Source organism: Pantoea sp. EEL5, assembly GCF_049892805.1.
Classification (GTDB): domain Bacteria; phylum Pseudomonadota; class Gammaproteobacteria; order Enterobacterales; family Enterobacteriaceae; genus Pantoea; species Pantoea ananatis.
Map to the genome: position 1 here is coordinate 1,833,002 of NZ_JBNDNJ010000001.1, position 14,619 is coordinate 1,847,620.

The window sequence follows — 14,619 nt, forward strand, 5'->3', positions numbered from 1 at the left end:
TTCACAGCGAAGATGCTGCGGGATGGAAACAGAGTGACGGGATCAGATGACAGCGAGGTGACGAGACGGTGACGTAAAAATGAATTTGCGCCAGCCTGTCCCGCTCAGGGCGACAGGCTGGCAGAACAGTCCGTTAAGGCTGACCGAGCGTGTCCAGCAGCGCGGCAGAGGTGGCAACGGCACCAAAGATGCCGCCCTGCATGTGGATCATGCTCAGCGCGGCTTCATGATGGCGTTGCTCTGTGGCGGCACAACAGTCGGACAAAACCAGGCACTCATATCCGCGATCGTTGGCCTCTCTCAGCGTCGTATGAACACATACATCCGTCGTGATACCGGTAATAATTAAATTCCGAATGCCGCGACTGCGTAAGACCAGCTCAAGGTCTGTGGCATAAAAGGATCCTTTACCGGGCTTATCAATGATCACTTCTCCTGCTAAGGGGGCGAGCTCGGGGATAATCTCCCAGCCCGGCTCACCGCGCACCAGGATACGGCCGCACGGCCCTGCACTGCCGATCTCCGCCTGCATCCTGGCCGAACGCCAGCGCTTGTTTGCCGGTAAGTCACTCAGGTCCGCGCGATGCCCTTCCCGGGTGTGAATGATGGGAAACTGAAGCGCCCGCATACGTGCCAGTAACACTTTAAGGGGTTCGACAGGCGCACGCGTCAGGCCAATGTCGTAGCCCATCCTGTCAACGTACCCCCCCGGGCCGCAAAAATCGGTTTGCATATCAATGACGAGGAGAGCCGTGTCGGCCGGACTAAAATGGCCATCAAACGGCCAGGCATAAGGGGTGGAATTCACACTGTACTCAGGCATTGTTCTTCTCCAGTCGCGGCGTGGGGGAACGTAATTTAATAATCAGGGTGTAGCTGAGTGCGGCCGTCACCAGACCGATGACCGCTTCGCCAAACTGGGGGAATGCCAGATGCGCGACGACCGCGCACAGACTTCCGAGCGCCCAGGCCGCGAAAGCCGCGCCATGAAAGCGTTGCGCCGGGCGCTGTTCACTCAGCTTTGCCATAAAAATCAGATCAACAATCATGACCGCACCAAACGGCGGCACCACCACGCCCAGCAGAGTCAGCCACTCGAGAAAATATGACCAGACGCCTGCCAGTGCCAGCAGACCGCCGATGGCGCCAAGAATCAGGGTCCAGCGGCGCATCTTGCTGTTAAAAAGATGGCTAAACCCGACTGCACCGTTATAAAGACAGTGCGTACATACCGAGCCAAGGTTGATAAACACAAACAGGAAAGCCACCAGGGTCAGGACATCACCATGGCCCATCAGCATGGGCAGAAAGTTGCCGCCGTTGGTCAGCGGATCGACCGCCGCGCCAACCGAAACGATAACCACGCCAAACAGATAGGCGATCAGATTCGCGACCGGAAAGGCCGAAAAGGCGGCAATGACCGCAGCACGTCCACTCTTCGACCAGCGGGTGAAATCGGCGGTCATGGTGCCGGAATCGGCAAAACCCGCCACCACCATGGTGACCGCCGTGCCCATGCTCATGGCCCCCGCCACCGCCGGGCTGCCTTTCCAGTGAAACATGCTGGAAAATTCATGCGTCTGCCCCACGAAGTACAGCGCGACAAACCCCAGAATCACAAACATCGGCGCAGCAATCATGCCCAACACCGACAAGGCGCGCACGCCCAGGAAGGTCACGGCCGTAAACAGCACCATGGCAAATGCCGTCACCGACAGGGCATTCCAGCCGAAAGTCTCATGAATCACCGTACCGGTCAGTCCGGTCTGAAAGGCGTACCAGCCAATCACCACGGTCGAGAGGAAGCCCGACACGAGGATGTAACCTTTGCTGCCAAAGGTTCTTTTCGCCTGCAGGGCAAAGTTCATACCGGTATTACCGGCAAACCAGCTCAGCGCACCGACGTAGGCAAACAGCACCAGATTGCCCATCACAATCGCCAGCAGCGCAGGCCAGAAGCCAAGGTGCCAGGTGATGATGCCGCCAAACAGCGCATTCGTGAGGATCATAGGAAAACCAAACCAGACGGCCGAAACCGACCGGGTCGGATGGCGATGTGAGAGCGGCACGGGTTCGTGCTCAAACTCCTGTTCTAACGTTGGGGAAGCCTGTTTTTTCATTTGTCAGTTCCTGGTCAATGTCAGTCCACGGGTAGCCGCGTTGGGGCACTGTTTTTCATCCTGTACTCGCCATCGTTATGACGAAAAACGTGCCGTATCGCCGCCGACATGTGTGCATTGCGTGGCGTTGATGTGCCGCCTTGCCGGGGTGTTAATCCGTTTTCCACGCCTGTGTTCTACTGGATAGGGCTTACCGGACAGAAACTGCATGAAGCATGCCAGGAATCGCCGCCGCGACGTCATGGGGCGTGAATGCCTGTCGGGATACGGCCTTGGATACAAGATCGAATTCTTATGATAAGACGCGCTGAACCCCCGGCAGCGTCACGGTGGTTCAGGGCACGCTTGTGGGGCAGACTGCACAACAAATGGGAAACTTTATAACACCATCTGGAAAGCAATTTTCACGTCAGATCGTCACGGGATTGTCATGTGTCATTAACGCTTTGCGGCCACAATACCGGGCCATCATTCGCCCTGAAGGTTTTCATCATGTCTGCTGCTGTTCGTTTTGGCATTTATCTGGCGCTGTTTTCTGGCATGGTTTCGACGCCTGTTTTGGGTCAGGATCGGCCCGCTACCGCACTGCCTGTCCCGCCGAGGGATCCGGGCTTCACCGACAGCGCGCCTGCGGCAGACGTGCCCGCTTTTATCGACAATATCGCCACGAACCAACGTGGTGATGCCCGGTTTGCGACGCTCGACACCAATGCCGGCGTGCGCGTGGTATCCGGCTTTCTTGCCCTGTGGCGCCCACGCACGCTGAAGGTCGATGCGGGAGTTACCGCGCCGGCCCGTGAGGGTTTTGCAGCCATTACGCCTTCTGACTGTACGGGACTGCCTGACAAAGCCCCCGTATGCGGCACAATCCTTAATTCTCACGTCCTGGCCGCGAATGTTCAGTATGTGGTGACAACGACACGACGCCGCACGGCAGCCCAGGCTGAGGCGGCCTATTACGACGACCGTCGTGGCAAAGGCTACAGCGTCACAGATGGCATGGGGCCACTGACGGGCGCATGGCGCAGTGCGGCCCAGCAGGTCACAACCCTGACACGCATTCCGGCTGATGCCACCACCGTGCTGTACGTGGATAAGGGCAACAATACCGGCGTGGGCAGTCAGGAAGGCAATCGCGACTTCGGTCTGGTGGTGGATTTTCTCAATGAAATGGGCAACAACGCCTCGACCGAACCGGTGAAGCGCTTCTATAAATATGCGCGTCCGTATCGCTGGCGTTCGGCGGTGGAGGTTGTTCCTGCCCTTGTGCCTGCAGAAAATCCACAGCCCGCCACCGACGGCGGATTTATCAGCGGCCACACGGCGGAAGCCGTCAGAGATGCCCTTACCATGGCGTGGCTGGTGCCGGAGCGCTATCAGGAGATGGTCAGCCGCGGTATGGAGCTGGGCGAAAACCGGATCGTGGCCGGAATGCACTCGCCTCTGGACGTCATCGGCGGGCGCATGCTGGCGCTGGCGGTGACCACCGCAAATCTGACGGCTTATCATGAGGATGCCAGGCGTGCCTTCACCCAGGCGCATCAGGCATTATGGCAACGCACCGCGACGCAACCAGCCACCTTCTTTGCCTATGCCCATGCCGCGCCGCCGAGCGCCGATCGCTTCGCCGATCCCACCCTTAACCGCCTTCAGGCGCTGCGGCGCATGACCTTTGGTTTCGCCCCCATCGGTCCTCGCCACCGTCCCCCCGTGGTGCCCAAAGGGGCCGAGATTTTGCTGGAAACCCGGTTTCCCTATCTGAGCGCCCTGCAACGGCGCGTGGTATTAAAAACTACCGCGCTGGCCTCAGGCTACCCGATCATGGACGATGCTGAGGGCTGGGGACGCCTGAACATTGTGGCCGCCGCCGACGGATATGGTCAGTTTACCGGCAACGTTAAAGTGGCAATGGACGCCGCTAAAGGCGGTTTTAATCAGTCCGACAGCTGGCGGAATGCGATCGACGGTCAGGGAAAGCTGACCTTACAGGGTTCAGGCACCCTGAGGCTGACTGGCGCGAACCGCTACAGCGGCGGTACGGAGGTTCAGGGTGGCGTGCTGGAAGCCGGTTCAGCCCGCGCCTTTGGCGTGGGTGATCTCTATGTGGGCAATCAGGGCCGCGTGCGCATTGCTGCCCTGTCGCCGGTACAGGTGAAAAGCTACACGGCGCTGCCCGAAGCCAGTCTTGAACTGGATATTGATGGTCAGGGCGGTGGCCGTCTCATCGTGAACGGGCCTTTAGTGGCGGGGGGGACGCTGCTGGTGAAGTTTGTCAAAGGCTATCGTCCCGAAGCGGGCGATCTGATCCCGTTGATGCAGGCAGGCTCACTTGCGGCGCACTTTAGTCGCATCGTTGTCGAAGGCTATCAGGCTCGACCTGTCAGCAGCGCGACACGACTCAGTATTAAGCTGCTCTGAACCTGATAAGCCCTGGCAAGGCGCGCGCAGGGAATGAGGTTGTCAGATTCCTGCGCGCTTAACCAAAAGTCAGACGCCGAACTCCATCGGGTTATGCTTGCTAATCAGTGAGCGCAGCGGCACGCTGCTTTTCATGACGGGTGATTTAATCACGATATAGCTGAAGTACTTATCGATACCAATTTGCGCATCCAGCATCTTCTCAATCACATCCTGATAATGCTCAATGCTGCGGGTAATAAAGCGCAACAGGTAATCGTAGCCGCCGGTAATCAAGTGGCACTCCATCAGTTCATCAACTTCACGCATCGCAGCTTCGAACTTCATAAAGTCTTCGCGACGATGTCCGTTCAGGGTGACTTCGGTAAACACGGTGACGGAATCGGTAATTTTGGTGAGATTAACGTGCGCTTCGTAGCCGGTAATAAAGCCGGCCTGCTCCAGCCGTTTTACCCGCTGCAGGCAGGGACTCGGGGACAGCCCCACTGCATCGGCGAGATTGACGTTGCTGATACGGCCATCTTTTTGGAGTTGCACCAGAATATTGATATCGATGCGGTCGAGTTTCATTAAGCCGTTCATAGCACCCCTCATTGTTTACAGCTGTACTGGATGTTCGCTCCTACCCGGCGATAATCTGCGTACACGAGCGTAAAGCGCACTTTTAGCAATACTTAAAATACGCCACTTTAAAATAACAAGTACGCCACTTTTTTGTAACACAAAAAATTCCCGGCCTGTCACGCTTTGCAAAAAATGCGCCAGCGTTGACCCCGGCTGCGCGCACGCTGGCGGCACTGCCGGGATGATGCCTTTCCAATGAGAGAGAGCGGCTATCCTAAGCGTCCGGTCGCACGCGCCAGCGCAATATCAAAGATATGCAGCGCTTCTTCGAGTTGCGAATCGGTGGTCACTAACGGTGCAAGGAAGCGGATGGTGTTGCGATGCAAACCACATTTGATCAGCAGCAGGCCTTCCTGACAGGCGCTGTCGAGGATCTTTTGTGTCAGCGCGCTGTCGGGTTTATGGGTATCCACATCCAGAATTTCTACTGCCTGCATAAAGCCCACGCCGCGTACATCGCCGATGCAGGCATATTTATCCGCAAGCTGGCGCAGACGCTGGTTTAACTGCTCGCCCAACTGGCAGGAACGCGCCAGCAGGTTTTCCTGCTCAAAGATATCCAGTACAGCCAGTGCCGCCGCACAGGCCAGCGCATTACCACCATAGGTACCGCCCAACCCGCCCGGGGCCGGACTGTCCATGATCTCGGCTTTGCCCACCACGCCGGAAATCGGCAAGCCACCGGCCAGGCTCTTCGCCGTGGTGATCATGTCGGGTTTGATGCCGAGTTGCTGGAAGGCAAACATGGTACCGGTACGGCCAAAGCCGCTCTGAATTTCATCACAGATCAGCATAATGCCGTGCTGGGTAGTAATACGACGCAGCGCCTGCATAAATGCCGGACCTGCAGGTAAGAAGCCGCCATCGCCCTGAACGGGTTCGATGATAATCGCGGCGACGCGCTCCGGCAAAATCTGCACAGAAAACAGCTGATCAAGTGCCTTCAGACAGTCTGCCTCAGTCACACCGTGCAACGGATTCGGGAACGGCAGGCGATAAACATCCCCCGGGAACGGACCAAAATTCTGTTTGTATGGCGCAGACATGCCCGTCAGCGTCACGCCAAGCAGGGTACGTCCGTGGAAAGCCCCGTCAAACGCAATGATGCCCGGCCGTTGCGTATAAGAACGGGCGATTTTCACCGCGTTCTCTACCGCTTCTGCACCGCTGGTGAAAAACACGCTTTTATAGTGCTCGTCACCGCCCACCAGCTTATTCAGACGCTGGGCCAGCTCAATGTATCCCGGATAGGCCGCCACCTGAAAACAGGCATGGGACACCATGCCCAGTTGGCGGGTGACGGCGTTAACCACGGCCGGATGGTTGTGGCCTACGTTAAGGACGCCAATACCGCCCACAAAATCCAGATAGCGGTTGCCTTCCACATCCCATACTTCGCTGCCTTTGGCTCGCTCAATCACCAGCGGATGAGCGGTAATAATGCCACGCGGCACATTGTGATCTCGGACATCCAGCAACTGGCTGTTGTCCGCATAGGTTTGCTGCTCTGCCAGGACATTCTGCATTTTTATACCTCATCCACGTCGTGTTCGGTTGGCTTAAGTATCGCAATCTGTTGGTCAATGACGCTGCCGTAATTCCGTCAGCCGCGGCATTTCGTGTCAAAATCCCACGGATTTCAGCCGGGAAATGTTGCCCCTGTTGCATAACAGGCCAGCGTGACAAAGGCCTGGATTCCGTAGGGTATGAGCGCGTCGTTAAAATCATAGGCGGCGTGATGGAGCGGCTTGCTGGGTGCCGATCCTATCCACAAATAAGCACCAGGCTTTGCCTGTAACATAAAAGCAAAATCTTCTGAGGTCAGCGCAGGCTGAGGGGCCAGCCGGGCTGTCATGCCTGCCGCCTGCAAGGCCGCGAGGGCCTGACTTGCCTCAGACTCGCTGTTGATGGTGGCCGGGTAATAACGCAAATAATTCACCTCGGCGTCCAATCCATGCGCCGCCGCGATGTGCCCGGCCATGTGCCGCAGACGTGATTCGATGATGTCCTGTGCCGCCGGGTTGAACGTGCGTACCGTGCCGGTGATATTGGCTTCCGCAGGGATCATATTGTGGGAAAATCCGCCCTGCATGCGCGTCACGGTCAGCAACGCCGGTTCGCAGGGATCAAGCGCCCGGGGCACCAGGGTGTTTAACTGCACCACCAGTTCACTGACGGCAAGCAGCGTATCGTGCGTGAGATGGGGCTGAGCGGCATGGCCGCCAGGCCCTTTCAGGGTGATATCAAATCGGTCTGCCGCGGCCATGATGGCACCGGGGCGAGTCTGAATTTCACCCAAGGGTAATTCAGGCCAGTTATGCAGGGCAAACACCGCATCGCAGGGGAAGCGCTGGAACAGACCGTCGTCAATCATGGCCTTCGCGCCCGCCAGGCCCTCTTCTGCTGGCTGAAAAATAAAGCAGACCGTGCCGGTAAACTCGACCTCGCGCGCCAGCTTTGCTGCCGCGCCAAGCAGCATAATGGTGTGGCCATCGTGACCGCAGGCGTGGCTGCAGTTCGGCGTCTGGCTGGTCCAGGGCACCTCGCCGTTGTCCTGCATGGGCAGCGCATCCATATCAGCCCGCAGTCCAATCATGCGTGAACCGCTGCCTTTTTTCAGTACGCCCACCACGCCCGTTTTACCGATGCCGCGATGCACCTCAATGCCGAGATCCTCTAAAAACCGCGCGACAATATCGCTGGTCCGCGCTTCATGAAAGCCCAGCTCCGGATGACGGTGCAGATCACGGCGCAATGCCACTAAAGGGTCCATTTCAATATCCTCGTGAACGATCAACGACGCCGACCAGCGGCTCGCCACGCTGAAAGCGACGCAGGTTAGCCAGAAGCGCCTTAATCGCGCTGTCATTCTGCGTCTGGCTGGCGATGTGCGGCGTCAACCACACAGCCGGGTGCGTCCAAAATGCGTGACCGGCAGGCAAAGGTTCGGGATCGGTGACATCGATCACCGCAGCCCGTAACTGGCCGCTGTCGAGCGCATCCAACAGGTCCTGATGATTTAGCTGAGGGCCGCGTCCCACCTGAACCAATGCGGCTCCCGCAGGCAACTGGCCGAACAGCCCGGCATTCAGGCGTCCCTGGGTGCTGGACGTTAGCGGCAGCAGGCACACCAGAATATCGCTGCGCGCCAGAAAGTCGGACAGCTGATCGTCACCATGCCAGCACGGCACGCCCGCAATATGGTGCGGCGTACGGCTCCAGCCGCCGCAGTCAAATCCCATCGACTGAAGCTGCGCCAGCGCCGCGCGGCCCAGTTCGCCCAGGCCCATAATGCCGATGCGACGCTGACTGGCGGGCATCGCCAGATGCGCCTGCCACTGCTGGTGGCGTTGCTGCTGGAAATAGCGTGGCATGTCGCGATGCAGCCCCAGCACCGCAAAGGTGACGTATTCCACCATGCCCTGCGTCAGGCCAGGTTCAATCGTTCTGACCAGCGGGATGTGGCCAGGCAGCGTGGACAGATCAAACTGCTCAGCCCCTGCGCCCACAGAAAACAGGACTTTCAGATTGGGAAAACAGGCCATAAGGTCATCCGGCGGCAACCAGGCGACCAGGGCATCAACCTGAGCCGCATCACCGGTTTCCGGCCAGAGATGTAAGTGGATATCGGGCGCGTGTTCAGCCAGCCAACGCTGCCAGTAGAGGCCGCGCTGGGGTTCAGATTTATAGACAACGTGCATCAGGCCATGGCCTGCGTGGTCAGACCAAACGCCTGCATCCCTTGCGCTACCCAGACCTCACCGCGCACCATCGTGACGGGCGCATCAACATTCGTGAGGCCCAGGCTCTCCAGCCAGGGAGCCAGCGGTAAAGCCGCATCCGTATCCATGCGCAAATACTCGCCCTTCATGCCCTGCATCAGCGCAGCCGTCAGCGCCTGCGCAACCGGAAAATCTTCTGCAATAACGGGACCAATGACCCAGCCACGGCCAAAACGGCGCAGGCTGGCAAAGCCCTTAAGGCGTTGCTCATCATCCTGCAATATCACGGTCTGATTGTCGGTAATCAGATGCGCCACCAGCGCCGGGCGGAAAAGCCCGTGGGCGGCCTGGTCCATGTTTACCAGCGCATCCCGGTCGTCAAGGGTGGCGCTGCGCAACGTCAACCCAGCCGGGATCGCGACCCTGGGCAGCGTCGTCAGGGATGGCGTCTGGTACTGAAGGATCTTACCGCAGGCAACGAAGCCGAGCTTTTCATACAGGCCTTTCCCCATCTCGGTGGCGTGCAGACGCACATTGTAGCCGGGAACTTTCTCTAACAAGGCCAGCATCAGTTGCTTGCCCAGCCCGCGCCCCTGATGTGAGTTTGCGACAATGACCAGACCGATGGTGGCGGCTTTGTCGCCCCAGCGCCAGAGAATCGCGCTGCCAATCACTTCACCCTGATCTTCAATCACCACGCCTTCGCCAAGCTCAATGCCGATCGCCCAGTCTTCATGGCGGTGCGGCCAGTTTAGCGCCTGGCTCATCGCATAAACCTGCGGAATGTCTTCGGTCGTCATGCTACGAATATCAAATGTCATTTTGCTTTCCTTACATCATGCCAGGTGCATCAAGTCCGCTGCCGTCAATAAAACGGCTGTAACGATAAGGGGTGGGATCCACCACCGGCGTCGCGTCCGTCGCCAGTTCAGCGGCGAGGCGGCCCGCGCCGGGGCCAATACCAAAACCGTGTGCGCTGAACCCCGCCGACAGCACCAGGCCAGGCAGTTTTGCCACCGTTGAAATAACCGGAATGGCATCCGGCGTACTGTCAATCATTCCCCCCCAGGCCTGGGCGACTTTGAGATTCGCCAGGGCAGGAAATTCGCGGCGCATGGCGGCCAGTCCGCTTTCCACGACCCAGGCATCGGCAGCCGGATCCAGAATACGCATCCGCTCGAAAGGCGAAACGGCATCCAGATCCCAGCGCCCCATCGCCTCAGGGCCGTGAAAGAACGGCTTCACCCCCAGATTCAGGGTAAGATTTTTACGACGACTTTTGAACGTGGGATAAAACTGACGCAGATATCGCAAGCCCTGAGCACCGGGCTCCAGCCGTCCACGGCCCGATACGGAAACGGTATAGCTGCCATCCAGCTGCGGCCGACAGGCGAAGCTTTCGGTATAAAAAGGAACGGCAATGGCCTGCTCGATGGGCTGAGTCCGAAAGGCGGTGCCAATCACATTCCCCAGCGGCAGATCGACGCCGTGCCGACGGCAAAACATCGAGGTCCATGCACCCGCTGCGCAGATCACGCGGGGGGCTTTGACGACTCCCCGTTCGGTTATCACGCCGCTGACGCGTCCTGCTGAAATATCCAGCCCGCGCACCGCACATTGCTGAAACACCAGCGCCCCTTTTTTCTGTGCGCCAATCACTATACCCGGTGCGGCCAGTCTGGGCTCTGCTGCACCGTCGGTGGGGGCCGAAACGCCGCCCAGCCAGTTTGTAGTGCTGCCCGGCGTCAGGGCTTTCGCCTGCTGCGCATTTAATATGTCGCTGCGTACGCCATACTGTTTGGCCATCTGGCCCCATGTATCCCAGGCGGCGATGTCCGCTTCATTGCGGGTGGCGTAAACCAGTCCGCTGCGGCGAAAACCCAGCTCTTCACCGGTTTCCACACTGAGTTCTTCCCAGCCTCGTAAGGCTTCAATCACCAGCGGCAGTTCACGTTCATCGCGATTCTGCTGACGGCACCAGCCCCAGTTGCGACTGGATTGTTCAGCCCCGACCAGGCCCTTCTCAATCAGCACCACCTTCAGGCCCTGCTTTGCCAGATACCAGGTGGCAGCGGCACCGGCGATACCGGCACCAATCACCACCACATCAGCGGCATCCGGGAAGTCCGGGCTGTCCTGTACATAACGAATCGGTGCAGGCATGACGTCACAACCTCGTCGTGTATTGGGGCAGAATGACCCTGGTTCAGCTGCCCCAAAATGAGTTTTGCTTGCCAAAATGGCGGTGCCGGTTATTCGGCTTTCAGAATCTCTTCATGCTCGTCCAGCCAGCCCTGACGTAGCTCAGGAACCGCACGTTTCAGGCGTTCGAAATAGAGCTCACTGGTCGGTTGATCGTAGTTACCGCGTGCCAGCTGGGTCACGATAGCGCCATTGCGCATCACAACGATCTCGTCACACACGGCACGCACGGCGTGCATATCGTGGCTGATAAACATTACCGACAATCCCAGCTCACGGCGCAGTTCACTGATCAGATCCAGCACCGCCGAGGCCACTACGGTATCGAGCGCCGAGGTCACCTCATCACAGAGAATGACATCCGGTTCTGCCGCCAGGGCACGTGCCAGATTCACACGCTGCTTTTGCCCACCGGACAACGACCAGGGACGGCGCGAGAGTACCGTGCGCGGCAACTTCACCAGATCCAGAAGTTGATACAGCCGGTTCTGCCGGGCGATGCCGCTCAGACCATGAAACAGCGTCAGGGGACGAGACAGAATCCGCTCCACACTGTGCGCCGGATTGAGCGCCGTATCCGCCATCTGGAAAACATACTGAATACGGCGCAGCTCGTTATCCGTGCGCTTTTGCATCTGATCGGCCACCGTGTAGCCATTAAACAAGATTTGCCCCTGGCAGGCCGGATTGAGGCCAGCGATAGCGTGAGCCAGGGTGGTTTTGCCCGAGCCGGATTCACCAATAATGCCGATGGCCTGACCTTTCCAGAGCGTCAGATTGATGTTTTCCAGGATGCGCACTTTGGGTAAGCCATCGCTGCCTTTCGGGCCGTAACCGGCAGACAGATCGCGCACTTCCAGTAGCGGCAGTTCACCGGCTTTCGCCGGGCACCAGTGGCTGGGGCGCTCTTTCTGCTGAGCCGCATCCATCAACAGGCGCGTATAGTCCGCTTGCGGCGCGCCAATCAGGTGCGCAGTGGTGCCGTACTCAGCGATTTTACCTTGCAGCAGAACAAGGATGCGATCGGCCATTTGTGCCACCACGGCCAGGTCATGACTGACATAAATTGCCGTTACGCCGCGCTGTTTGACCACCCGACGAAAGGCTTTCAACACTTCAACCTGGGTGGTGACATCCAGCGCCGTCGTGGGTTCATCCAGAATCACCACATCCGGATCGCTGATCAGCGCCATCGCCGTCATCAAACGCTGTAACTGCCCGCCCGAGACCTGATGGGGGAAGCGATCGCCAATCGTATCCGGGTTAGGTAACGCCAGCTCACGAAACAACGCCAGCGCTTTGGCCTTCGCCGCCTTGCGCGTCATGGTGCCGTGAATCACGACCGGTTCAATGACCTGATCGATAATTTTCATGCCGGGGTTAAAAGAGGCAGCCGCACTCTGGGCAATGTAGGCGACTTTGTTGCCGCGAAAAACACGCAACTGTGCGGGGGTAAGATTCATGATGTTGGTCCCCGCAACATGAATATTGCCCTCGGCTATTTTACATCCGTGGCGTGCATAGCCCATGAGCGCCATCGCAATGGTGGTTTTACCCGAGCCGGATTCGCCAATCAGCGCCAGCACTTCGCCCTTTTGCACCGTGAAGCGAATATCGGACACGATATCCAGTTCATCCCCGTTGTCGTTATGCGCCGTTACGCGCAGGTTATCGACAGATATCACAGGCATTGCCGTATGTTGCGTCACGTTCATGCCCCCTCCTTTGCCAGCGTCAACGGACGCATGCTTTGCAAGCTGTCAATAAACAGGTTAACGGCGATGGTCAGGCTGGCAATGGCCACCGCGGGCATCAACACGGCCGGTGAACCATCAAACAGCCCCTGAATATTTTCACGCACTAATGTTCCCCAGTCGGCATAAGGTGGCTGAACGCCCAAGCCAAGGAAGCTCAGCCCGCTCAGCAGTAAAACGATATACACAAAACGCAGGCCAAAATCGGCCAGGACCGGGTGCACCATATTGGGCAGAATATCGTGGATGGCGATGTACCAGCGGCTTTCTCCCCGCAGTCGGGAGGCGCGGACATAATCCATATTGCGCAAGTTGCTGGCCAGGGCAAAGGCGATACGAAATGCGCCGGGCCAGTAGGTGAATACCGCGGTAATCAGCAGCATCGGCAATGAAGATCCGAACACTGCCACGATCATCAGCGCCAGGATTTTCCCCGGTAACACCAGCATGGCGTCGTTGATACGGCCCAGCAGCTCTTCCAGCCAGCGTCCGGTCACCGCCGCTAACAGCGCCAGCAGGGTGCCAATCAGGCTGGCCAGCACCGCAGCGCCCAGCGCCAGGCCAAGGGAAAATTTCGCCCCGTACATAATGCGGCTGAGCATATCCCGCCCCAGGTAATCCGTACCCAGCAGGTTTTCATGCGTAAATCCCCCCATTAACGGGCCCGCACCAATGTCGTCGAGATTATGGGGCGCCCACCAGGTGCCGAAGAGCGCGATAATCAGCCAGAACAAGGTCACCACCAGGCCTAACTGGCCCGATAAAGACAGTGACTGAAAAATGCGCCAGGGAAGCAATATTTTCATCAGCTCCTCCATTTCGGGTTAAAGGCGATAGTCAGGATATCGGCCGCCAGCAGCAGAAGCAGATAGCAGCTGGCAAACAGCATCACACAGAGTTGAACTACCGGCAGATCGCGGTTGCTGACCGCATCGACCATCTGACTGGCCAGGCCGGGATAGCTGAAGATGGTTTCGATAATGATGACCCCACCAAACAGGTAAGAAAGACTGAGGGAAATGGCGTTAGCGATAGGGCCAACGGCATTCGGTAAGGCATGACGGAGCACCGCCCGCATCGGGGAAACGCCTTTCAGCAAGGCCATTTCCAGATAAGGGCTGTCGAGCTGGTTAATAATGGCCGCGCGGGTCATGCGCGCCATTTGTGCCACCAGGCCGCAGCATAACGTCATCACCGGCAGCGCATAGGCTTTAAGGTAGCTGGCGAAGTCCATATTGGGGCTGCCCAGCGACATGGCCGAAACCCAGTGCAGCTTCACCGCAAAAATCAGGACCGCGACGGTTGCAACCAGAAACTCCGGTACCGCAACCGTTGCCATGGTGCCAATCACCAGGGCACGATCGAGTTTTGAGCCACGATTCATGGCCGCCGCGATGCCAATAATCAGCGCCAGCGGGACACAAATTGCCGTGGTGGTGGCAGCCAGTTCAAAGGTGGCAGGCAAGCGCTGCGCCACCAGCTGTGCTACCGGCAGATGACTGGCAAATGAGGTGCCAAAATTCCCTGTCAGCATACCGCCAAGCCAGGTGAAATAGCGCACCAGCAGGGGCTGATCTAAGCCCAACTGCTGGCGCAGGGCCGCCACGGTTTCCGGCGTGGCGTTTTGCCCCAGGATCATTTGCGCCGCATCGCCCGGCAGCAGGCTGGTGATAAAAAACACCACCGCCGAGACGATAAGCAAGGTCAGGATGCCAGCGCCAATGCGCCGGGCAATCAGGAACATCATGTATCGGTTCATCGGCGAACTCCTTCTTCAGA

At 58.3% G+C, this 14,619-nt stretch carries 12 protein-coding genes; 1 reads left to right on the top strand and 11 read right to left on the bottom strand.

Features of this window, described 5'->3' with window-relative positions; translation table 11 throughout:
• Positions 1-133: 133 nt before the first annotated feature.
• Positions 134-823 (bottom strand): biuret amidohydrolase, encoded by a 690-nt coding sequence (locus ACPXSQ_RS08740; RefSeq protein ID WP_014594012.1) that lies wholly within the window; start codon positions 821-823, stop codon positions 134-136.
• Positions 816-2,120 carry a purine-cytosine permease family protein gene (locus tag ACPXSQ_RS08745; RefSeq protein WP_104933466.1) on the bottom strand — a complete coding sequence of 435 codons (1,305 nt, stop codon included), beginning with the start codon at positions 2,118-2,120 and terminating at the stop codon, positions 816-818. The genes ACPXSQ_RS08740 and ACPXSQ_RS08745 overlap by 8 nt, the downstream gene beginning before the upstream one ends.
• Before the next feature lie 492 nt (positions 2,121-2,612).
• On the opposite strand from ACPXSQ_RS08745, the gene ACPXSQ_RS08750 reads away from it, so the two are divergent.
• The gene (locus tag ACPXSQ_RS08750; protein WP_104933467.1) at positions 2,613-4,538 is read left to right on the top strand and encodes a phosphatase PAP2 family protein; all 1,926 of its coding nucleotides are present in this window, start codon (positions 2,613-2,615) and stop codon (positions 4,536-4,538) included.
• Positions 4,539-4,607: 69 nt separating this feature from the next.
• Here ACPXSQ_RS08750 and ACPXSQ_RS08755 read toward each other — a convergent pair whose 3' ends face one another.
• The 9 genes from ACPXSQ_RS08755 to ACPXSQ_RS08795 all read right to left on the bottom strand — a co-directional run bounded on the left by ACPXSQ_RS08755 (position 4,608) and on the right by ACPXSQ_RS08795 (position 14,599).
• Positions 4,608-5,120, bottom strand: a complete 513-nt coding sequence (locus ACPXSQ_RS08755) for an Lrp/AsnC family transcriptional regulator (protein WP_019106483.1) — start codon at positions 5,118-5,120, stop codon at positions 4,608-4,610.
• A 251-nt stretch (positions 5,121-5,371) separates the two neighbouring features.
• Positions 5,372-6,688, bottom strand: coding sequence for a 4-aminobutyrate--2-oxoglutarate transaminase (gene gabT, locus ACPXSQ_RS08760; protein WP_013026283.1), 1,317 nt, complete (start codon positions 6,686-6,688; stop codon positions 5,372-5,374).
• 113 nt (positions 6,689-6,801) lie between these two features.
• Complete coding sequence (locus ACPXSQ_RS08765) at positions 6,802-7,935, bottom strand: M20 aminoacylase family protein (RefSeq protein ID WP_116197250.1); 1,134 nt, start codon at positions 7,933-7,935, stop codon at positions 6,802-6,804.
• A gap of 1 nt (position 7,936) precedes the next feature.
• Entirely contained in the window at positions 7,937-8,863 is a 927-nt protein-coding gene (locus ACPXSQ_RS08770; protein ID WP_014594016.1) for a 2-hydroxyacid dehydrogenase, read from the bottom strand.
• Entirely contained in the window at positions 8,863-9,705 is an 843-nt protein-coding gene (locus tag ACPXSQ_RS08775; RefSeq protein ID WP_015699997.1) for a GNAT family N-acetyltransferase, read from the bottom strand. Before ACPXSQ_RS08775 ends, ACPXSQ_RS08770 begins: the two co-directional genes overlap by 1 nt.
• A gap of 10 nt (positions 9,706-9,715) precedes the next feature.
• Entirely contained in the window at positions 9,716-11,047 is a 1,332-nt protein-coding gene (locus ACPXSQ_RS08780; RefSeq protein ID WP_015699996.1) for an NAD(P)/FAD-dependent oxidoreductase, read from the bottom strand.
• An 89-nt stretch (positions 11,048-11,136) separates the two neighbouring features.
• Positions 11,137-12,801, bottom strand: coding sequence for an ABC transporter ATP-binding protein (locus tag ACPXSQ_RS08785; RefSeq protein WP_013026288.1), 1,665 nt, complete (start codon positions 12,799-12,801; stop codon positions 11,137-11,139).
• Entirely contained in the window at positions 12,798-13,646 is an 849-nt protein-coding gene (locus ACPXSQ_RS08790; RefSeq protein WP_014605501.1) for an ABC transporter permease, read from the bottom strand. Before ACPXSQ_RS08790 ends, ACPXSQ_RS08785 begins: the two co-directional genes overlap by 4 nt.
• Complete coding sequence (locus ACPXSQ_RS08795) at positions 13,646-14,599, bottom strand: ABC transporter permease (protein ID WP_014594019.1); 954 nt, start codon at positions 14,597-14,599, stop codon at positions 13,646-13,648. The genes ACPXSQ_RS08790 and ACPXSQ_RS08795 overlap by 1 nt, the downstream gene beginning before the upstream one ends.
• Between the last annotated feature and the right edge of the window lie 20 nt (positions 14,600-14,619).